At 60.7% G+C, this 19,757-nt stretch carries 19 protein-coding genes; 5 read left to right on the forward strand and 14 right to left on the reverse strand.

All coding sequences use genetic code 11. The annotated features are described in order from the left end of the window. Window positions 1–2: 2 nt before the first annotated feature. Window positions 3–1,349 carry a sigma-54-dependent response regulator transcription factor AlgB gene (algB, locus tag P2T68_RS01555; RefSeq protein ID WP_024072637.1) on the reverse strand — a complete coding sequence of 449 codons (1,347 nt, stop codon included), beginning with the start codon at window positions 1,347–1,349 and terminating at the stop codon, window positions 3–5. 389 nt (window positions 1,350–1,738) lie between these two features. On the opposite strand from algB, the gene P2T68_RS01560 reads away from it, so the two are divergent. From P2T68_RS01560 to P2T68_RS01580, 5 genes are all read left to right on the forward strand, one after another. After that, window positions 1,739–2,023 carry a hypothetical protein gene (locus P2T68_RS01560; protein ID WP_024072638.1) on the forward strand — a complete coding sequence of 95 codons (285 nt, stop codon included), beginning with the start codon at window positions 1,739–1,741 and terminating at the stop codon, window positions 2,021–2,023. Window positions 2,024–2,101: 78 nt separating this feature from the next. Next, on the forward strand, window positions 2,102–2,266 hold the full coding sequence (locus P2T68_RS01565) for a DUF1328 domain-containing protein (protein WP_003170804.1): 165 nt from the start codon (window positions 2,102–2,104) through the stop codon (window positions 2,264–2,266). A 2-nt stretch (window positions 2,267–2,268) separates the two neighbouring features. Further along, window positions 2,269–2,736 carry an inhibitor of vertebrate lysozyme family protein gene (locus P2T68_RS01570; protein ID WP_069074942.1) on the forward strand — a complete coding sequence of 156 codons (468 nt, stop codon included), beginning with the start codon at window positions 2,269–2,271 and terminating at the stop codon, window positions 2,734–2,736. A gap of 729 nt (window positions 2,737–3,465) precedes the next feature. Continuing rightward, window positions 3,466–4,797: a glutamate/aspartate:proton symporter GltP gene (gene gltP, locus P2T68_RS01575; RefSeq protein ID WP_024072640.1), complete on the forward strand. Its 1,332-nt coding sequence runs from the start codon at window positions 3,466–3,468 to the stop codon at window positions 4,795–4,797. A 95-nt stretch (window positions 4,798–4,892) separates the two neighbouring features. Then, window positions 4,893–6,122, forward strand: a complete 1,230-nt coding sequence (locus P2T68_RS01580) for a spore maturation protein (RefSeq protein WP_024072641.1) — start codon at window positions 4,893–4,895, stop codon at window positions 6,120–6,122. A gap of 90 nt (window positions 6,123–6,212) precedes the next feature. On the opposite strand, the gene P2T68_RS01585 is transcribed toward P2T68_RS01580, so the two are convergent. The 13 genes from P2T68_RS01585 to P2T68_RS01645 form a co-directional block, all read right to left on the reverse strand. Continuing rightward, window positions 6,213–6,824: an ABC-type transport auxiliary lipoprotein family protein gene (locus P2T68_RS01585; protein WP_277378937.1), complete on the reverse strand. Its 612-nt coding sequence runs from the start codon at window positions 6,822–6,824 to the stop codon at window positions 6,213–6,215. Further along, window positions 6,821–7,759, reverse strand: a complete 939-nt coding sequence (locus P2T68_RS01590) for an MlaD family protein (protein ID WP_024072643.1) — start codon at window positions 7,757–7,759, stop codon at window positions 6,821–6,823. The genes P2T68_RS01585 and P2T68_RS01590 overlap by 4 nt, the downstream gene beginning before the upstream one ends. Before the next feature lies 1 nt (window position 7,760). Continuing rightward, window positions 7,761–8,564, reverse strand: a complete 804-nt coding sequence (locus P2T68_RS01595) for an ATP-binding cassette domain-containing protein (protein WP_024072644.1) — start codon at window positions 8,562–8,564, stop codon at window positions 7,761–7,763. After that, the gene (locus P2T68_RS01600) at window positions 8,561–9,709 is read right to left on the reverse strand and encodes an ABC transporter permease (protein ID WP_024072645.1); all 1,149 of its coding nucleotides are present in this window, start codon (window positions 9,707–9,709) and stop codon (window positions 8,561–8,563) included. The genes P2T68_RS01595 and P2T68_RS01600 overlap by 4 nt, the downstream gene beginning before the upstream one ends. 53 nt (window positions 9,710–9,762) lie before the next feature. Further along, window positions 9,763–10,794 (reverse strand): DUF5924 family protein, encoded by a 1,032-nt coding sequence (locus P2T68_RS01605; RefSeq protein WP_024072646.1) that lies wholly within the window; start codon window positions 10,792–10,794, stop codon window positions 9,763–9,765. Window positions 10,795–10,865: 71 nt separating this feature from the next. Further along, window positions 10,866–12,248, reverse strand: coding sequence for a pitrilysin family protein (locus P2T68_RS01610; RefSeq protein ID WP_193690016.1), 1,383 nt, complete (start codon window positions 12,246–12,248; stop codon window positions 10,866–10,868). 57 nt (window positions 12,249–12,305) lie between these two features. After that, entirely contained in the window at window positions 12,306–13,964 is a 1,659-nt protein-coding gene (locus P2T68_RS01615) for a Na/Pi cotransporter family protein (RefSeq protein ID WP_024072648.1), read from the reverse strand. Window positions 13,965–14,175: 211 nt separating this feature from the next. Beyond that, window positions 14,176–14,943 (reverse strand): TerC family protein, encoded by a 768-nt coding sequence (locus P2T68_RS01620; protein ID WP_003214768.1) that lies wholly within the window; start codon window positions 14,941–14,943, stop codon window positions 14,176–14,178. 68 nt (window positions 14,944–15,011) lie between these two features. After that, window positions 15,012–16,319, reverse strand: coding sequence for a CitMHS family transporter (locus P2T68_RS01625; protein ID WP_024072649.1), 1,308 nt, complete (start codon window positions 16,317–16,319; stop codon window positions 15,012–15,014). 312 nt (window positions 16,320–16,631) lie between these two features. Next, window positions 16,632–18,593 carry a DUF4105 domain-containing protein gene (locus tag P2T68_RS01630; RefSeq protein ID WP_024072650.1) on the reverse strand — a complete coding sequence of 654 codons (1,962 nt, stop codon included), beginning with the start codon at window positions 18,591–18,593 and terminating at the stop codon, window positions 16,632–16,634. Continuing rightward, window positions 18,590–18,910, reverse strand: a complete 321-nt coding sequence (locus P2T68_RS01635) for a DUF2388 domain-containing protein (RefSeq protein ID WP_024072651.1) — start codon at window positions 18,908–18,910, stop codon at window positions 18,590–18,592. Before P2T68_RS01635 ends, P2T68_RS01630 begins: the two co-directional genes overlap by 4 nt. Window positions 18,911–18,936: 26 nt before the next feature. Continuing rightward, window positions 18,937–19,245, reverse strand: coding sequence for a DUF2388 domain-containing protein (locus P2T68_RS01640; RefSeq protein ID WP_024072652.1), 309 nt, complete (start codon window positions 19,243–19,245; stop codon window positions 18,937–18,939). Window positions 19,246–19,349: 104 nt separating this feature from the next. Further along, a complete protein-coding gene (locus tag P2T68_RS01645) occupies window positions 19,350–19,670 on the reverse strand; it encodes a DUF2388 domain-containing protein (protein WP_024072653.1) in 321 nt (106 codons plus the stop codon). Window positions 19,671–19,757: the final 87 nt, after the last annotated feature.

Here is a 19,757-nt window from a genome sequence, read left to right on the forward strand (position 1 = left end):
GCTCACAGGTTGTACTGTTTGCGTTTGCGGTACAGGGTCGATGCGTCGATGCCTAGGGTTCGGGCCGCCTGGTCCAGGGTATCGCTGGTGGCCAGTACCGCGCCGATGTGAGCTTTTTCCAGTTCATCCAAGCTCAACGCCGCGCCAATCCGCGGCGCATTGTTGGTCGGTTGCTCGGCCATGCCGAGATGGCTGATTTCGACTTTTTCCTGAGGGCAGATAATGCTGGCGCGTTCCACCACGTTGCGCAGTTCGCGGATATTGCCCGGCCAGCGATAGTTCAGCAGGGCCTCGCGGGCCTCGTCGCTGAAGCCGCGTGCCGGACGGGCATACTCCTTGACGAAGCGCGCCAGGAAGCGGTCGGCCAGGGTCAGGATGTCTTCACTGCGTTCGCGCAACGGCGGCAGGTGCAGGGTGATGACATTGAGGCGGTACAGCAAGTCTTCGCGGAAGCGACCGTCGCGCACCATGTCTTCCAGGTTCAGGTTGGTAGCCGCGAGGATGCGCACATCGGCGCGCCGGGTCACCGGGTCACCCACGCGCTCGTATTCCTTGTCCTGGATGAATCGCAGTAATTTGGGCTGTAAAGTGAGGGGAAAGTCGCCGATTTCATCAAGAAACAACGTGCCGCCGTCCGCCTGGTTGACACGCCCCAGGGTACTCTCGCTGGCGCCGGTGAAGGCTCCGCGGCTGTGCCCGAACAATTCGCTCTCCATCAGTTCCGCCGTCAGAGAGGGGCAGTTGATGGTGACGCAGGACTTCTTCGAACGTTTGCTCCAGCCGTGAATAGCACGAGCGAGCTCGCCTTTACCCGTGCCGGACTCGCCGAGGATCAGGATATTGGCATCAGTCCCGGCCACCTGGCGTGCGGTTTCCAGCACCACCATCATCGCCGGGCTATGGGAGTCGAGGCCGTCCTTCGATTGGCGGACTGCGCCCTCAAGGGCTTCCAGGCGCGCGGAGAGCTGGCGCACTTCCAACTGCTTGGCGGTGGCCAGGCGCAACTGGTCCGGGCTGCAGGGCTTGACCAGGTAGTCGGCAGCACCGGCCTGGATGGCATCCACGGCCGTATCGACCGCCGAATGCGCGGTCACAATCACCACGCGCATCCAGGGGGCTTGAATTCGCATTTGGGCCAATACATCCAGGCCGTTGTCTTCGCCCAGGCGCAGGTCCAGGAAGCACAGGTCGAACACCTGGCGCTGCATCAGGGTATCGGCTTGGGCGGCGCTGTTGGCGGTGGCCACGGTGTAGCCTTCATCTTCCAGGCAATAACGGAAGGTGCGGAGGATCGCGGATTCGTCATCCACTAAAAGAATACGGCCTTGAAGTTCCTTGGCTGATTCCATCTGTCCCGCGCTCCTTAAACTATGAATGATGGTGTTTAGTCCCGTAATAATCGGGCAAGTTGCATGGTTTATTCTGATCGATAAAAGGCAAGGTCGTGCAGGTATCTGCATGTCTTCCTACAAGGCCTACCTGTTGGCGTTTTCATGCCGTCTTGCCACTTCGGCAACGCAGTTTCTGTTTTCGATCCATCGATCCGACCGTTGGCTATCGTGCATTTCGCACGGCCCACACGGAGGCATCGTGCAGGATGCTGGGCCTTATCCCTAGATAAAATATTTAACTCATTGTTTTTATTGAGTTTTATTTTGTAAAAAAACTGGCATGCGCTCTGCAATATCTCTCCCAAGAGCGTCATGAACGAATAATCAGAATGCGGGAGAAATGCAGCATGACTCGCCAAAGCCTCAGCCACTTGCATGTATCGCCACTGCGCTTGCAACAAGGTCTGTTTGCCAGCCTGGCCCTGATGGTCACGTTGATTGGCGGCCAGCAACTGCAGCATTGGCAGCACGGTCAGCAGCAAACCCCGCATTTCGAACGTCCAGTGATGACGCAGACCCATTTCCGTTCCGTTGGCAGCGTTTCTGCCGATGCAACAGCCCCGCAGCTGCGGATGGTTGACCAGGATTCATCCCTGAGTGAACTGCCATCCCAGGAGCGCTGGGTGTTCTAGGCAACAAAAGGCCGCTCGAGTCGAGCGGCTGTACGGCACTACCGCTGTTACCCCTATAGAAGCGTAAGGAGAATCACCATGTTGAGTTGGGCAATCACATTTCTGATCATCGCCATTGTGGCTGCAGTCCTGGGCTTCGGTGGTATCGCGGGCACCGCAACGGGTATCGCCAAGATCCTGTTTGTCGTTTTCTTGGTGATGTTCATCGCTTCGTTCTTCTTTGGTCGTCGCGGCCGAGGCTGAATATGACCACTTTGTCTCTCAAAGCCATAGCTGCCGTCCTGCTCCTGGGCGGCAGCGGCCTGGCAATGGCCGCCAACGACGGTCAGACCCGGGCCAGCGAATTGCTCAGCGCGGACCCGCAATACCGTGAAACCTGGCAAGGCGTGGTGAAGAAAGAAGAACGCCTGCCGGAATGGGTGATGAACCTGTCCGGTGCGGCGGAGCAAATGAATGCTGTCGAGGAGGATGGCGACAAGTACTTGGTCGGGCCGCTCTGTGAAACCGCGGACACGTGCCGGAATAAGCGCTTGATCGTTGCCTTCAGCTTCGACAAGGAAGATGCCTACGCCATGTTGGTGGAAGTCCCCGCCGGTTTGCCGGCAGATAAATCCCCGACGCGGCACGCCGATTACCGTTTTATCGGTAAGCCGGATGAGGGCATGAAAAAGCTGCTGATGGAACAGCTGAAGAAAGATCCGAATTGGTACTAGGTTCCGTCTGACGCGTCTGGCGTCTACGGGGCTGGCGTCCATAGAAAGAAGCCCCTCGCTTCTTTCTGTTTGCATCGCCCGCCAGGGGTGATGCATGACCAGGGGGCCGGGTTGTTCTGATCAATCGAGATCGGCGTGACCTACGGGTACAGGGAGTACCTGCGCAAGGGCCGGGTCAGGCGAAAAGCTGCGGCGCAAGTTCACAAGTCCTCAAGCTTGCTGAACTTGCGACGGGCTTATTAAGCCCCCCTCGCCTCCCATACCGTCCATAGCCGAGAAACTTCTTTTTGCGCTCCCTCAACCATTACTTGGTGTGTCGGTGGAGACCATCCATCGAGAAAGTTTTGTCTGCGCTATAGGCCATTTCTGACATGACCCCTCTGAATTCCCAGGCATTTTTGCCGTAGACCACAACTCGCCCTGAATCTCTGTGCGAGCCTGAATCGGGCCAGTTCACGGCATATTCACCTGGCAATCTGTCGCATTTGAACTGACCGTTCGGACAGTTATTATTCAAAAAAGTCATGCCGATTCGGCATGGGGTAGGCGTTTACGGCATTAGACGTCGCCCCCTTGCATGGGAATAGTTGCGCCTTTTTTCGCCTGCCAGTAAGCCATTTCGGCCACGCTGCGGTGACCTTCCATGGAGGCAGATGCACTCACTTTTTCGCTTCCGAGCGTTCCAGATGGCGCATTTGCCTTAAGTCCACTTGAAGTAAGGGTAATGACATGAAGAAGGCAAAGCTAAGCCTCGCCTGGCAGATCCTCATCGGTTTGGTACTGGGGATCGCAATCGGTGCAGTGCTCAACCATTTCAGTGCTGAAAAGGCCTGGTGGATCAGCAATGTGTTGCAGCCGGCAGGCGATATCTTTATCCGCCTGATCAAGATGATCGTGATCCCGATTGTGATTTCCTCGCTGATCGTCGGCATTGCCGGGGTGGGTGACGCGAAAAAACTCGGTCGCATCGGCGTCAAAACCATTCTTTACTTCGAGATCGTCACCACCATCGCCATTGTGGTCGGCTTGCTTCTGGCCAACCTGTTCCACCCTGGTGCCGGCATCGACATGAGTACCCTGGGTACCGTCGATATCTCCAAGTACACCGCCACTGCCGCCGAAGTGCAGCATGAGCATGCGTTCATCCAGACCATCCTCAACCTGATCCCTTCGAACATCTTCGCCGCCGTGGCCCGTGGCGAAATGCTGCCGATCATCTTCTTCTCCGTGCTGTTCGGCCTGGGCCTGTCGAGCCTCAAGCCGGAACTGCGCGAGCCGCTGGTGACAATGTTCCAGGGCGTGTCCGAGAGCATGTTCAAAGTCACCCACATGATCATGAAGTACGCCCCTATCGGCGTCTTTGCGCTGATCGCGGTGACCGTCGCCAACTTCGGCTTCGCATCGTTGCTGCCGCTGGCCAAGTTGGTGATCCTGGTTTACGTCGCCATCCTGTTCTTCGCCTTTGTGATCCTGGGCCTGATCGCTCGCCTGTTTGGCTTCTCGGTGATCAAGCTGATGCGCATCTTCAAGGATGAACTGGTGCTGGCCTATTCCACCGCCAGCTCCGAAACCGTGCTGCCACGGGTGATCGAGAAGATGGAGGCGTACGGCGCGCCAAAGGCTATCTGCAGCTTCGTGGTACCGACCGGTTACTCGTTCAACCTTGACGGATCGACCCTGTACCAGAGCATCGCGGCGATCTTTATTGCCCAGCTGTATGGCATCGACCTGTCGATCGGCCAGCAGTTGATGCTGGTACTGACCCTGATGGTCACCTCCAAAGGCATCGCCGGTGTACCGGGCGTGTCCTTCGTGGTGCTGCTGGCCACCCTGGGCAGTGTGGGCATTCCGCTGGAAGGCCTGGCATTCATTGCCGGTGTCGACCGCATCATGGACATGGCGCGTACCGCACTCAACGTCATAGGCAACGCGTTGGCGGTATTGGTGATCTCCCGTTGGGAAGGCATGTACGACGACGCCAAGGGCGAGCGCTACTGGAACTCCCTGCCGCACTGGCGCAGCAAGCAAGCGCTGCCGGTCGGTGAGGCCAGCCGCGGCTGAAACCCGCGTGAACGAAACAAACCCCGGGAAATCCGGGGTTTGTCGTTTCTGCCAGCCCCGCTATCATTCGCCCCATCTTTCGGGGGATTCAACTGATGCTCAATGGCCTGTGGCTTGGCTTCTTTGTCGTGGCAATGGTGTCGGCACTGGCGCAATGGCTGATCGGCGGTAACGCCGGTATTTTTGCGGCGATGGTGGAAAGTATTTTCGCCATGGCCAAGTTGTCGGTGGAAGTGATGGTGCTGCTGTTCGGCACCCTGACGTTGTGGCTGGGCTTCCTGCGGATTGCCGAAAAAGCCGGGATTGTCGACTGGCTGGCCAAGGCCCTTGGCCCGCTGTTTCGCCGCCTGATGCCGGAAGTGCCCGCCGGCCACCCTGCCATCGGTTTGATCACGCTCAACTTCGCCGCCAACGGCCTGGGCCTGGACAACGCCGCGACGCCCATTGGCCTGAAAGCCATGAAGGCGTTGCAGGAACTCAACCCTATCCCCAACACCGCGAGTAACGCGCAGATCCTGTTTCTGGTGCTGAACGCATCATCGTTGACGTTGTTACCGGTGACCATCTTCATGTACCGCGCCCAGCAAGGCGCTGCCGACCCCACGCTGGTATTCCTGCCGATTCTGCTGGCCACCAGTGCGTCGACGCTGGTGGGCTTGTTGTCGGTCGCGATCATGCAGCGCCTGCGGCTGTGGGACCCGGTGGTGTTGGCTTACCTGATTCCTGGTGCGCTGGTGCTGGGTGGTTTCATGGCGTTGCTGGCGACCTTGTCAGCCACCGCATTGGCCGGCCTGTCCTCTATCCTCGGCAACCTGACGCTGTTCGGCCTGATCATGCTGTTCGTGGTGATCGGTGCGTTGCGCAAGGTGAAGGTGTACGAGGCGTTTGTCGAAGGGGCCAAGGAGGGCTTCGATGTTGCCAAGAACCTGCTGCCGTATCTGGTGGCGATGCTTTGCGCGGTGGGCGTGTTGCGCGCCTCCGGTGCACTGGACTTCGGCCTTGAAGGCATTCGCCACGTGGTGGCCTGGACCGGTATGGACACGCGCTTTGTCGATGCCCTGCCGACCGCGATGGTCAAGCCATTCTCCGGCAGCGCGGCCCGGGCGATGTTGATTGAGACCATGCAGACGCAGGGGGTGGACAGTTTCCCGGCGTTGGTGGCGGCGACGATTCAGGGCAGTACGGAAACCACCTTTTATGTGTTGGCGGTGTACTTCGGTTCGGTGGGCATCCAGCGGGCGCGGCATGCCGTAGGGTGTGCGTTGCTGGCTGAGTTTGCTGGCGTAGTGGCGGCGATTGCGGTGTGCTACTGGTTCTTCGGTTAAGGCTGGATGCTATCGGGAGCAAGCCCCTCCCACATGTTGATCTGTGAACACATTCAAAATGTGGGAGGGGGCTTGCCCCCGATGAGGCCCTCAGCGTTTCACAGTACCGTTGCCCTGCTGAACAACCCATTCCACCACCTGCCTGTTCAACTGATCCCCGGCTTGGCCAAAAGCCGCCACCACCGCCGGCACTTGGGTGTTAGTCACTGCCTGGCGCACTTCAAACCGCCGGCTGGCAATAATCCGCTGATCACTCCCACGCACCAGGCGTGCGTCGAGGCGGATCAACACGTCCACCGCACTGCCCCGGTATTCACTCTGGAACGCCTGCAACTGTCCGCCCAGCTCATAGTCGGCCTGCAGGTTGGTGTCGTCGGTGCTCAACAGGGTCACTCGCCCATCGCGCTGGAACCCGTCCATCAGGCGATTACGCAACAGCACGGGCGCCGGATCGCTCCAGCGTGAGTTCGCATAGCTGCTGATCAAATCGCCATTGGGCACCACGGCGATGCGCGGGCTGTCGAGGAACTCACTGGTCTGCGGCTTGGTCAGTCGCAGCGACCAACTGACCGGTGCTCCCTGGTGGGCGGCCTGGGCCGAGGGCAGTCGGTAGGTGTCCGACGGATCCGCCTTGGGCAGGATCGAGCACGCGCCGAGCAGCGCCAGGGCCACAGGGGCCATTATTTGGTAAGCATGCTTCATGGCGTGAACTCCTTGTTCTTGTCGCTGCCCAGCAGGTAGCCACTGGGGTTGGCTTCCAGGCGACGGGAGATGGCGCGCAGCGAGCCGAGGGTTTCGCGCAGTTCGCGCACGGCCGGCGCCAGTTCGTTAAGACCTTGCATGCCGCTGTTCACCGACTCCTTGTTGTCAGTCAGCAAGGTATTGATGGTCGCGGTGCTCTGCTCAAGGGATTTCATGGCTTGCTCGGCGCTGCCGAATACCTGCTTGCCTTGATCGTTGAGCAGGCCGTTGGCATTGCGCATCAGCGCGGTGGTCTGCTCCAGGGCGGCACCGGCTTGTTTGCTGACCTGCATCAGTTGCTGCATGACCACCTTGATATCGCCACGCTGGTCGGCAATCGCACCGGTAGTTTGTTCCAGATGATCCAGGGTATTGCTGATGCGCTCGACGTTCTGCGCCGAGAACATGTCGTTGGCGTTGTGCAGCAGCAGGTTGATGCTGGTCATCAAATCGTTGCTGTTATTCAACAGCCGCGCGATAGGCGAAGGCGACGCGATGATTTCTGGCAGGTTGCCGTCCTTGCCCTTGAGTTTCGGGCTTTGTGGCGTGCCACCGCTGAGCTGGATGATTGAAGTACCGGTGATGCCGGTCAGGGCCAACTTGGCCTGGGTGTCTTCCTTGATCGGCGTCTGGCCAGAGAGGCGGATGCGCGCGAGCACGCGGCGCGGGTCGTTCGGGTCCAGGCGCAGGCTGATCACATCACCCACCTTGATCCCGCTGTACTGCACCGAGCTGCCCTGGGACAGGCCGCTGACCGCCTCGTTGAAGATCACTTCGTAATCCTCGAAAGCGGTGTCGACGCTGGACTTGGCCAGCCACAGGCCAAACAGCATCGCGCCGACCACCACGATCACGCTGAACAGACCGATCATCACATGATGGGCTCGGGTTTCCATGTCATACCTCGTTGAGCGGTTGAGCGGCATCCAATGCCGCGCGGCCCCGGGGGCCGTGGAAATATTCGTGAATCCAGGCGTCGTTCGTTTCCGAGACGACATCGATGGCGTCGGCCACCAGCACTTTCTTCTGCGCCAGCACAGCCACGCGGTCGGTGATGGTGTACAGCGTGTCGAGGTCATGGGTGACCAGGAACACGCTCAGGCCCAGGGCATCGCGCAGGGTCAGGATCAGTTGGTCGAATTGCGCCGCGCCAATCGGGTCGAGGCCGGCGGTGGGTTCGTCGAGAAACAGGATGTCCGGGTCCAACGCCAGGGCCCTGGCCAGGGCGGCGCGCTTGATCATGCCGCCGGACAGCGACGCCGGGTATTTGTCGGCTGCCGACAGTGGCAAGCCGGCCAGGGCCAGTTTGACCGCCGCCAGGTGTTCGGCATCGGCGCGGCTCAGGCCGGCGTGTTCGATCAGCGGCAGCGCGACGTTCTCGGTGACCGTCAGCGAGGAAAACAGCGCGCCCTTCTGGAACAGTACGCCAAAGCGCCGTTCCACCAGGGAGCGCTCATGCTCGGGCAGGCTCGGCAGGTTTTTGCCGAATACCCGCACCTCGCCTTCGCTGGGCCGACGCAGGCCGACGATGCTGCGTAACAACACGGACTTGCCGCTGCCGGAGCCGCCGACCACTGCGAGAATTTCGCCCTTGTACAAATCCAGGTCGAGGTTCTCGTGCACGCTCTGGCGGCCAAAGCGATTGCACAGTCCACGGACCTCGATCACCGCCTCGCTGGGGGCTCGGGGTAGGCGACTCACCAGTTCATCTCCATGAAGAACAGCGCGGCGACCGCATCCAGCAGAATCACCACAAAGATCGATTGCACCACGCTGGACGTGGTGTGGGCGCCGACTGACTCCGCGCTGCCGCTGACCTTGAAGCCTTCCAGGCAACCGATGGCGGCAATCAGGAAGGCGAAGATCGGCGCTTTCACCATGCCCACCAGGAAATGCTGTACGCCAATGTCCGATTGCAGCAGCGAGAGGAACATCGCCGGCGAAATATCCAGGGTCACGGCACACACCACCCCACCGCCGACAATCCCCGAGAGCATCGCCAGGAACGTCAGCATCGGCAGCGCTACCAGCAGCGCCAGCACGCGTGGCAATACCAGCAGTTCCATTGGGTCCAGGCCCAGGGTGCGGATGGCGTCGATTTCTTCGTTGGCTTTCATCGAGCCGATCTGCGCGGTAAACGAACTGGCGGTGCGACCGGCGATCAGGATTGCGGTGAGCAGCACGCCGAATTCCCGCAGGAAGGAAAACGCCACCAGGTCCACGGTAAAAACGGTCGCGCCGAAGCTTTTGAGCACTGTGGCACCGAGGAAGGCCACCACGGCGCCCACCAGAAACGTCAGCAAGGCAACGATGGGCGCGGCGTCCAGGCCGGTCTGTTCGATGTGGGCGACCATGGGGGTCACGCGCCAGCGCTTGGGGCGCAAGATGCTACGGGCGAAAGTCTCAAGGATCAGGCCGATAAAGCCCAACAGTTGCTTGCTGTCCTGCCAGACCGCATCCACCGCGCGGCCGATACGCGCCAGCACCTGGATGCCGGTGGCCTCCTCCGGGGCTTTCTCCGGCACGCAGAAATCATTGAGTGAGCGGTAGACGGTCTTGAGCAGCGCGCGGTCGGCGGTGGACAGGCTGCAATCGGTCTGTTCGGTCGATTGCTCAATGCGGGCCGGGCCCAGCAGCTCCACCAGCAGCGAAGCACCGGCCGTGTCCAGGGCGCCCAGGCCATTGAGGTCGATGCGCGCGCCAGCGTCGTATTGGCCGTCGAGTTTGTCTGACAGCTTCTTCAGGTTGGCGTAGTGGGCAAGCGTCCAGTCCCCCGTAATCCTGAGCAACGGAGGAGCGGTGGACGTATCGAGGTGGGCTGTGCCGGCCGTGGTGCTACTGGTCATAAGCTCCGAGCTTGTCTGCTATCCACAATGCCTACGTAATAGCACGATATAGCCTACTTTGGGTTGTCCGTTTGTGCTGTGTCAGTCACTTTGAAACGCAACACACCGATCACCTGCCCGTCTTCGGTCAACACACGCACTTGCCAGCGGCCCACCGCGTCGGGCGGGAAGTTCTGCTTGTGCGTCCAGGCGCGGTAACCTTCCTTGCGCCCACCATGGATATCCAGGGCAATACGGTCGACTTCTTTGCCGTTGAATTTCCATACGTGGTAGATCCGCTCATCCAGCCCGCGTGGTGCGTTGATCGCGGTATAGGCATACAGGCCGCCGCTGCGCAGTTGGGCGGCGCTGACTTCGGTGAGGTCATCGCCCGGCGTGCGGTCTTGCAATTGGGTGCTGATGGCCACTTCGGTCATCCACAGGGTTGCCGGTGGTACCCAGCTGCGCAGGAACCAGCCGGCGCAGCCAATGGCAGCCGTGACACCCAGCAGCATCGCCCAGCCTTTGAGGCTGCGCAGTGGCAAGCTCACTGCCAGGCTTGGTATCGACAGCACCATGGCCACGCCGAGGGCGAGCTTGTAGCTCTCGGCCGTCGTCAGGTGCAGGATGATCGGCAGCGCGGTCAGCAGTGCGGCGAACAGGGTCAGGGTATGCAGCGCAAGGAACAGCGAGCGCTTGGGCGCCAGCCACTTGTAGTACAGCGGGTCGGTGATCGACACCAGCGCCGCCGCGCCAAGCAGCCCGGTGAACATCGACTGGCCGCTGTTCCAGGTGGTGGTGACGAAAAAGAACGGCAGTACAAAAAACAGACTTTCCTGGTGGATCATCTGGGTGGCATAGCGCAGCAGCGGTTCGGGGATTTCGCGCTTGAAGACTTTGGTGAACAGTTGGGTAAAGCTGTTTTCCAGCATCAGCCACAGCCAGCTCACCAGCATGATCACTGCGATCCAGCTGGCCATGCCCTGCTGGCGGTCCACCAGGATGAAGCTGCTGACCCCCGATATGAAACCGCCGAGTGCGATCACCCCTGGGTAGCGCTTCATCAGTTCGAGGATGCGCTGGATGTAGTGAGTCAGGTTCGGCATTCGGCAGTCACAGTCTTCGTAGGAAAAAATCCCAGACAGAATAACGTCTTAGCCCTGGGTTGGGTGCCTCATTACAGGATCCGTTTGCGATAGCGGCGTATGCCGATCAACACAGTGGCCATCAGCCCCAGCACCCCGGCGCCGATCCAACTCAGCCCGTCGTAGCTCAGCAGCGGTTTCTCGATACGCCAGTAGCCTGGCTGCTTGAACGCTTCGCGCATGGCCTGGTTGGTCTGCTCCAGGCTGACGGCCTTGATGCGTTTGACCGGGTCGCTGAAGCGCCCGTTGTTGTAGTCGCCCGAAGCGCTCCAGTAGTAGTCGGCGAGGGCGCTGTTGCCCTGCACGGCCCAGGCCTGGCGAGCGATGGCGGCTTGTTTGAGGCGGGTGAATACCGTGGGGTCGAGCCCGTCCTTGAGCAATTGCGCCTTGAGGTCTTGCAGCACCTGTTCGGCTGCAGGGAGGCTATCGCGCTCGAGGTCGGCGTTCAGGCTCAGGAAACCGACACCACCGAGCACTTCGCGTTCGCTCCAGGGGCCGTAGGACAGCCCATGCTTGAGGCGCAGTTGGCGGTACAGCGCCCAATCCAGATAATCCTTGAGCAGGTCGTAGGTTTCATCATGCTGGTCGTCCAGTACCGGCTCGGGGAACAGCCAGTGCAGTTTGGCGCTGTCACCGACCCAGCCGTGGATCAGGTCGCGGTGGCTGGCGGCGGCGTGTTGGATTTCCGGCAGGGCCAGGTGCTCGGTCGGCTCGACCGGGTCAAGCGCGCCATAGGTGCGTTCCAGGTAGGCCGGCAGCAGCTTGTCGAGGTCGCCGACGATGATCAGGGTCATGTTGTTGGGGGCGTACCAATTTTTGCGCAGTTGCTCCAGCTGGTTGCGAGTCAGTTGGCCAACCTCGGCGCGTTCGGCACATTTGAGCCCCAGTTCGACGGCCAATTGGTTGCTGGCGGTGTGGCCCAGGTCCTGGCGGTCCAGCAGGCGTTGCAGGTGCGAGTAGTGACCGCCGTCCTCGCGTTCGACGACTTGCTTGGCGGCTTTGATATTGGCGTCGGTCAGCGTGGTGCGGGTGATGATGGCGAGCAGCAGGTCCAGCACCTTGCGCTGGTTTTGCGCGGGGGCTTCGATCACGAAGGTGGTGTCGGCGTTGCTGGTGTAGGCGTTCCACTCGCCGCCCAGGGCTTGCATGCGGTCTTCCAGATCGCCTTCGCCGCCTCCGTCGATGCCACTGAACAGCAGGTGTTCGAGCAGGTGCGGCAGTTCCTTGTCCTCGCAGCTGAAGTCATCCAGGCCCACGCCCACCACCAGGCGAATGGCCACGTGCCCACGTTCGGTGCCCGGTTTGAGCAGCAACTGCAGGCCGTTGGGCAAGGTGTAGCCCTCGACCTGCAGGCGATCAAAGGCAAAGGCGTGTGCAGAGCCCATGAGCAGGCAAGCGAATAACAGGCGACGCATAACAAGCTTCCTGGCGAGTGAGGTCAGTTTTAACTGACTTCACGGGCCACCGTACGTTCAGGGCGAATGTGTGATGTCGGCAATATCTTCGGTGGAAAGTGCGCCGGTGTCGGAGGTTTCCAAGACGACATAGGCACTGCTGCAAAACAATGAGTTCAAGCGCTTCATGTCGGCAATCAGTTCCAGATGCAAGGAACTGGTCTCCAGGCTCTGTACGATCTTGCGCTGCAAGCGGCTGACGTGAGCGTGTGCCAGGCGGCGTTCCTGGGCGCGGAAGCGGCGCTTTTCGCGCAGCAGTTGACGAGCGCTTTCCGGGTCGGCACTGAGGAACACCGACAGGCCCAGGCGCAGGTTGGCGATCAGTTGGCTGTGCAGGCCGGTGAGTTCTTCCAGGCCCACTTCAGAGAATTGGCGGCGCTGGGAGGTTTTTTGCTGTTGGACTTTGCGCAGCATGCGTTCGATCAGGTCGCCAGCCAGTTTCAGGTTGATCGACAGTTCGATGATTTCTGCCCAGCGGCGGCTGTCCTGTTCGCTGAGGTCTTCGCGGGGCATTTGCGCCAGGTAGAGCTTGATCGCGCTGTAGAGCGACTCGACGTCGTCGCTGAGGCTGCGCATTTCCTGGGTGATGGCCGTCTGTTTTCCGCGCAATACTTCACGCATGGCGGTCAGCATGTTGTCGATCAGGTCGCCCAGGCGCAAGGTTTCCCGCGCGGCGTTGGCCAGTGCCAGGCTCGGCGTGCTCAGCGCCGCGAGGTCGAGGTGGCGTGGCTTGGCCTTGCCGTTGGCCTCTTCACGTTCGGGCAGCAGCCAGGCACATAGCCGGGCCATCGGGCCGATGGTCGGCAACAGGATCAGGCAGCGGCTGACGTTGTAGAGCAGGTGGAAGGTGATGACCATGCCTTGGGCGCTGTAGTCCAGGCCGTCCATCCAGCGTACGAGCGGGTCGAGCACCGGGATGATCAGCAGCAGGCCAATCAGTTTGTAGAGCAGGCTGCCCAGGGCCACTTGGCGGCCGGCGGCGTTCTGCATGCTGGTGCTGAGGAAGGCCAGCACGCCACTGCCAATGTTGGCGCCAATCACCAGGCCGATCGCCACGTGCAAGCCGATGACCCCGGCGCCGGCCAGGGTAGCGGTCAGCAGTACAGCGGCGAGGCTGGAATAGGAGATCATCGCGAACAAGGCACCGACCAAGGCGTCGAGCAGGATGTCGCCGGTCAGCGAGGCGAACAGCACCTTCACGCCTTGCGCATGGGTAATGGGCCCGGCGGCTTCGACGATCAGTTGCAGTGCGAGGATGATCAGCCCGAGGCCGATTCCGACCCGGCCCAACTGCCCTGCCCGCGTCTGTTTGCGCGATAGGAAGAAAATCACCCCAAGAAAAATCAGCAGCGGCGACAGCCAGGACAGGTCAAACGTCAGCACCCGCGCCATCAGTGCGGTACCGACGTCGGCACCGAGCATGGTCGCCAGGGCGGGCATCAGCCCCATCAGCCCTTGGCCGACGAACGAGGTCACCAGCATCGCCGTGGCGTTGCTGCTTTGCACCATGGCCGTCACCAGAATCCCGGCGACAAATGCCAGCCAGCGCTTGGACATGTTCTGTCCGATGACTTGGCGCAAGTTGGAACCGTAGACCCGCAGGATGCCGGTACGGACAATGTGCGTGCCCCAGATCAAGAGGGTCACGGCGGAAAGCAGATTGAGCAAGGTCAGCATGCTCGGCCCCCCGTGTGGGTGTGCTCCAACAGGAGCTAAGGAGAATTGCCGCGTGCCGTTCTACGTCTTGTACTTAAGCTGTAGTTGGCGAATGGGCTCTGCGCCAGCATCGCATAGCTAAAGTGGGGATTGAAACAAAACTGTCATGAATTCAGCTTTTTGCAGATGAAAAAATGGGGCGCGAACGCCCCATTTCGGCAACGGATCAATGTTATTGACCCGGAATGTCCTTGCGCAGTTTCACAGGGTCCTGCTGTTTCTTCTTTTTCGCGATGGCTGTGCGCATCTTGATATTCACCGCTTCCACCGCCAGCGAGAACGCCATGGCGAAGTAGACGTAGCCTTTTGGCACATGCACGTCGAAGGCTTCGGCGATCAGCACGGTACCGACCACCAGCAGGAACGACAGCGCCAGCATCTTCAGCGATGGGTGCTTGTCGATGAAATCGCTGATGGTGCCGGCTGCCAGCATCATCACCAGTACCGCAACGATGATCGCTGCGACCATGACCGGCACATGGGAGACCATGCCGACTGCGGTGATCACCGAGTCCAGCGAGAACACGATGTCGATGATCGCGATCTGGATGATGGTGTAGATGAACTTGCCACCGGCGCCCTTTGGCTCGTCGTGGGTTTCGTCTTCACCTTCCAGGGCGTGGTACATCTCCTGGGAGCTTTTCCACAGCAGGAACAGGCCACCGAAGAACAGGATCAGGTCGCGACCGGAGATGCCTTGGCCGAAGACCACGAACAGATCGTCGGTCAGGCGCATGACCCAGGTGATCGACAGCAGCAGCAGGATGCGGGTGACCATGGCCAGTGCCAGGCCGAAAATCCGGGTGCGCGCCTGCATATGCTTGGGCATGCGGCTGACCAGGATCGAAATCATGATGATGTTATCGATGCCCAGGACGATCTCGAGGGCCGTCAGGGTGAAGAAGGCAATCCAGATTTCCGGATTGGTCAGCCATTCCATGTGTATTCCTTTGAGCAAATGTTAAACCGCGCAAGCTGCAGCGCCGCGCGGTGAGTGGGTCGGTACGATTATAGAGTGCTGAACAGCGGAAAAATCCCCATCAGCAATGCGGCGAACATTATGCACAGGCATACCAGCACTGCCCACTTGAGGGTGAAGCGTTGGTGATCGCCGAATTCAATGCCGGCCAGGGCCACCAACAGATAGGTCGAGGGTACCAGCGGGCTGAGCAAGTGCACGGGTTGGCCAACGATGGAGGCGCGGGCCATTTCCACCGCGGTAATGCCGTAGTGGCTGGCCGCTTCGGCCAGGACCGGCAGTACGCCGTAGTAGAACGCATCGTTGGACATGAAGAAGGTGAACGGCATGCTCACCAACGCGGTGATTACCGCCAGGTACGGGCCCAGGGCTTCAGGGATGACCGCCAGCAGGCTCTTGGACATGGCGTCGACCATGCCGGTGCCCGACAGGATGCCGGTGAAGATACCCGCGGCGAAGATCAACCCCACCACGGCCAATACGCTGCCGGCGTGGGCGGCGACACGGTCTTTCTGCTGTTGCAGGCACGGGTAGTTGACGATCATCGCGATACTGAACGCCACCATGAACAGCACCGGAAGCGGCAACAGGCCGGCAATCAGGGTGCCCATCAGGGCCAGGGTCAGGGCGCCGTTGAACCAGATCAGCTTGGGACGGCGGGCGTCCGGGAATTGCGACACGCTGATCTCACTGTGGTCGATCTCGTCGCCTTGCAGGTGCAGTTCACCCAGCCGCGCACGTTCACGCTTGCCGTACATGTAGGCAATCACCAGGATCGCCACCACGCCAGCGGCCATGGCTGGGATCATCGGTACGAAGATGTCCGACGGGTCCACATGCAGCGCACTGGCTGCACGGGCGGTCGGGCCACCCCAGGGGGTCATGTTCATCACGCCGCCGGCGAGGATGATCAGCCCGGCCATGATCCGCGGGCTCATGCCGATGCGCTGGTACAGCGGCAGCATGGCGGCCACGCAGATCATGTAGGTGGTAGCGCCGTCACCGTCGAGGGACACCACCAGGGCCAGCACGGCGGTGCCGACCGAGACTTTCAGCGGGTCGCCCTTGACCATCTTGAGGATCTTGCGCACGGCCGGGTCGAACAGGCCGGAGTCGATCATCAGGGCAAAGTAGAGAATGGCGAACATCAGCATGACGCCGGTCGGCGCGAGCTTGGTGATGCCTTCGAGCATCATCGGGCCGATCTTCGGTGCGAAACCCCCGAACAGCGCGAACAGGATGGGCACGATGATCAAGGCGATCAGCGCGGACAGGCGCTTGGTCATGATCAGGAACATGAACGTGATGACCATGGCAAAGCCAAGGAAAGTCAGCATAGGAATACTCCAGGCGTAGCGCGACTAGGGAATGGCGAACCGGGTGGTTCAGCGCAGAACGAAAGACACGAGGCGTACGGGTGGAGGGGGGACGAACAGGTGGGTACGGGCGGACATCGGGAATCACCATTGTTGTTGTTAACAGCCGGTCTGTTGCCGGCAGTGGGGGGCGATCCTAGACGCGTAAGCTTTCAACCAGCTTTCGCTGGGCAAACGGAGGGTGGTGGGAAGACGCACGGTCTTCAGGGATACACAGGTCAAATGTGGGAGAGGGTTGGCTCCCACATTTGGAATACGTTTATCTCGGGTATTTCAGGGCAGTTCGAGCCCGCCGGCCGCCTTGTGCAGTGCCCGCAAATGCTCGCCCACTTGCTTGAGGTTGGCTTCACACGCGGCAATCTCAGCGGCACGGGAGGGCTCCAGCAGCGCCCTCACCTCTTTATCCAGCTCGCCGGTGAGGGATTGCAATTGCTTCTGGCGCTCGGCGCTTTCTGATTCGAGGCGTTTGGATTCCGACGGTTGCGGCAAGCCGTAGCCACCGCTGCCCAGCAGTTCCGCCGGACGGCTGAGGAAGCCGCTGTTGGCGAGGATCTGTTGCAGCGTGGCGTTGGCTTTCTCCATGCCGCCATTTTTCAGCTCACGAGCGCCGAGGTAGCGCTGCTTGACCTCATCCTGGGCCAGCATCAATTGCTTGCGAAAGCTCGCCTGTTCCAGCAACAGCAGCGCGGCGCTGGTGCGCAGGTCGGCCTGGCCGAACCATTGCCGGCGCTCGGCCGCGCTGAGGGATAACCAATCTTCAACCTGGGTCTGCTTGATCGGCAGGTGTTTGCGCAGTACATCGAACATCGCCTGGTAGCGTTCGCGGAACGAGTCGAAGTGGTAGCCCAGGCGTAACGCCTCGCGTTTGTCCTTCAGTACGCTGGTGTCCGCCAGGCCGCGTGCCTGCAGGACTTCGAGCAGGCCGTTGGGGGTGATGTTGTCGAGCCCGGTCAGCTGCGGATTGGCGCTGCCGCTGCGCAACAGTTTCAGGCTTTCCACCGCACAGTTGTTAGAGATGAAAAAGTAATTGCCGTCGTAGCTCCAATGCATCTCGGCGGCATGCTCAACGGTGTCGTTGATTTCCTGGCGCGTGAGTTTCAACGGCACCGAGGCCAGGCCGCGCAGCTCGGTCTTGGTGTATTCGTCGATCACCTGGGACAGTGGCAGGACGAACAACCGTGACGGGTACTTGCCCACTAGGCCATCCCAGCTCGACAGCTGCACATCGCCGACGAACGCGCGGTAGGACAGCACCAGGTGCTGGTCCAGGTCCAGCCTGCAATCCGGGCCACGGGGGCGCCCGGGCGCGCAGATCACCAGGCGCAACATGCTGTGGCCCCAGCGGCTCACCAGGTTCTGGTTGGCTTCGGCCAGCAGGTAGTCGATCTCATACACTCGCTCCGGATCGACCTGGCCCAGGGGCGTCTTGGCGAAATCGTTACCGGCGTTGAGGAAGGCGTAAGTGCTTGCGCAGGTGTCCTGTGCCGGTGGTGCCCAGCCGAAGTGTTGCTGGTAATAGCGGAACAATGACGGGCGACGGCAGGCGTAGCTTGGGTCGAGGAGAAAGTACTCCATGTTGACCGCAACGAACTCCAGCGGGCTGGTGGTTTCGTAGATATCCGGGCTGCGCGCGACCTGGTGGTTGTGCTGTTCACGCTCGCCGCGGCGGCCGACGTATTGCGGCCAGCCGGCGAGGTCCAGCAGGCGCGGGTCGTCACTGAGGGTGAAACGGCGATCGTTCTGGCCACGGCATTGGTCAGGCAGGCCGATCAAGCCGGTGATGTTGTTCTGGCGGCTGCAACGCTGGATCAGTGTGCGTTCGTCTTTGGACCAGAGGCGCGCACGGTCATAGATGTGGGTCAGTTCATGCAGCACGGTGGCGAGCATTTCCCGGCGCACGGTGCCGTGGGGGCGGTTGGTCTTCTGGGTGGCGGCGCTGCCGTCGGTCAGGCTGGCGAGAAGGTTGCGGTTGAGGTCCAGCTCGGACACCAGGGAAGCCTGGCCATAGGCGTTCCCGGGCATTTGGTCGGTCCAGCCGACATCGATGCGCCGGTCCAGCTGTTCGATGAAGCGCGGCGGCAAGGAGCGCATCGCCTCATCAAGCAATGCCTGGCTGGCCTGCTGTTCAGCCGGGCTCAAGCCATCGGTCTTGAGCCGCAGTTGCAGGCTGGCCTGGGCGGTGCTGGCACACAGCAGCACAACCCCGGCCAGGAGCCAGGCGTTAATGCGCCTCACAGAGCGAGAATGGCTTCGGCGAGGGTCTGGTCACTGGCGTCGCGGGCTTCCGGTACGCGGGTCCGCAGGGTGTCAAAGGCGGCTTCCAACTGTGCACCGCGAATTTCGCCATTGGTGGCGACGAAGCTGGCGGCATCATCGTGGGCTTCGCGCACGATTTTGGAGTCGCGGATGGAGGTGGTGGTGTCCGAGGTGAAATCAATGGTGCGGCCAGAGGCGCGAACAATGATGTTACTGGTGGCCACCAAGGTATGCGCCTGGGCAACGTCTGCCAACAACAGCAGGCCAAGGGTGGCGGCGATCAGCGGGCTACGCATGGAATGACTCCGAAATACAAAGATGATTATTGGACGAGAATTGCTTGCGCCAGTTCAAGGTCGCTGGCGTTAAGTTTTGGCTGGGTACGGCGCAGATAATCCAGCGCTGACTCCAGTCGGGCCCCCCGCCATTGGCCGTCGGTGGCAATGAATGCGGCAGCGTCATCCTGGGCGGCCATTATCAGCTTCCTGTCAAACGGCGCGGAGGTCACCTTGCTGGTGGCGTACGCGCTCACGACGGTACTCTGGGTGGTCAGGTCAAAGGCCGAAGCCGTCGACGACCAGCAGGCCGAAAACAACACAGGAACAATCAACAGGCGGAATGAAAAAGCCATGGGACTCGACAACTGAAAGCGAGCGCCAAGGCTAGCGCAATGCCCGGGCGAGAGCCAGTCCGATGGCATTCAGGGAGCGGCGCTCGCTCCCTGCGTGCTGCGACTTAGATGGCCAGGATAGCCTGGGCCAGTTGTGCGTCAGTCGCGGCGTTCAGTTGTGGCGCTTGTTGGCGGATCTGGGCCAGGGCGCTTTCCAGCTTCACCCCACGAATGGCGCCTTCGCTGGCGACAAAGCTGGCGGCGTCGTCACGGGAGGCGCGCACGACTTTGTTGTCACGCAGCGATGAAGTGGCATCGGAGCTGGCGTCGGAGGTGGCTTTCAGTGCGCCAACGATGGAGTCGGTGGTCACAATGAAACTGCTCGCATTGGCATTGGCAGCCAATACCAACAGGGCGGCAGCACTCAGCAGGCGAAGACGGGACATGGGGGACTCCTGTAGATAAATGGAAAAAGCGGCGCAGAGTGGCCACATGTGAAACGGGCACTGTCGTTGCTATTGAGCATCAGACGC

This window comes from Pseudomonas sp. G11 (assembly GCF_029457515.1).
GTDB lineage: Bacteria > Pseudomonadota > Gammaproteobacteria > Pseudomonadales > Pseudomonadaceae > Aquipseudomonas > Aquipseudomonas gorinensis.

Excerpts from the sequence above, each read along its gene's own strand:
- algB (WP_024072637.1), bottom strand. The coding sequence starts at position 1,349 with ATGGAATCAGCCAAGGAACTTCAAGGCCGTATTCTTTTAGTGGATGAC.
- P2T68_RS01560 (WP_024072638.1), top strand. The coding sequence starts at position 1,739 with ATGACTCGCCAAAGCCTCAGCCACTTGCATGTATCGCCACTGCGCTTG.
- P2T68_RS01565 (WP_003170804.1), top strand. The coding sequence starts at position 2,102 with ATGTTGAGTTGGGCAATCACATTTCTGATCATCGCCATTGTGGCTGCA.
- P2T68_RS01570 (WP_069074942.1), top strand. The coding sequence starts at position 2,269 with ATGACCACTTTGTCTCTCAAAGCCATAGCTGCCGTCCTGCTCCTGGGC.
- gltP (WP_024072640.1), top strand. The coding sequence starts at position 3,466 with ATGAAGAAGGCAAAGCTAAGCCTCGCCTGGCAGATCCTCATCGGTTTG.
- P2T68_RS01580 (WP_024072641.1), top strand. The coding sequence starts at position 4,893 with ATGCTCAATGGCCTGTGGCTTGGCTTCTTTGTCGTGGCAATGGTGTCG.
- P2T68_RS01585 (WP_277378937.1), bottom strand. The coding sequence starts at position 6,824 with ATGAAGCATGCTTACCAAATAATGGCCCCTGTGGCCCTGGCGCTGCTC.
- P2T68_RS01590 (WP_024072643.1), bottom strand. The coding sequence starts at position 7,759 with ATGGAAACCCGAGCCCATCATGTGATGATCGGTCTGTTCAGCGTGATC.
- P2T68_RS01600 (WP_024072645.1), bottom strand. The coding sequence starts at position 9,709 with ATGACCAGTAGCACCACGGCCGGCACAGCCCACCTCGATACGTCCACC.
- P2T68_RS01605 (WP_024072646.1), bottom strand. The coding sequence starts at position 10,794 with ATGCCGAACCTGACTCACTACATCCAGCGCATCCTCGAACTGATGAAG.
- P2T68_RS01610 (WP_193690016.1), bottom strand. The coding sequence starts at position 12,248 with ATGCGTCGCCTGTTATTCGCTTGCCTGCTCATGGGCTCTGCACACGCC.
- P2T68_RS01615 (WP_024072648.1), bottom strand. The coding sequence starts at position 13,964 with ATGCTGACCTTGCTCAATCTGCTTTCCGCCGTGACCCTCTTGATCTGG.
- P2T68_RS01620 (WP_003214768.1), bottom strand. The coding sequence starts at position 14,943 with ATGGAATGGCTGACCAATCCGGAAATCTGGATTGCCTTCTTCACCCTG.
- P2T68_RS01625 (WP_024072649.1), bottom strand. The coding sequence starts at position 16,319 with ATGCTGACTTTCCTTGGCTTTGCCATGGTCATCACGTTCATGTTCCTG.
- P2T68_RS01635 (WP_024072651.1), bottom strand. The coding sequence starts at position 18,910 with ATGCGTAGCCCGCTGATCGCCGCCACCCTTGGCCTGCTGTTGTTGGCA.
- P2T68_RS01640 (WP_024072652.1), bottom strand. The coding sequence starts at position 19,245 with ATGGCTTTTTCATTCCGCCTGTTGATTGTTCCTGTGTTGTTTTCGGCC.
- P2T68_RS01645 (WP_024072653.1), bottom strand. The coding sequence starts at position 19,670 with ATGTCCCGTCTTCGCCTGCTGAGTGCTGCCGCCCTGTTGGTATTGGCT.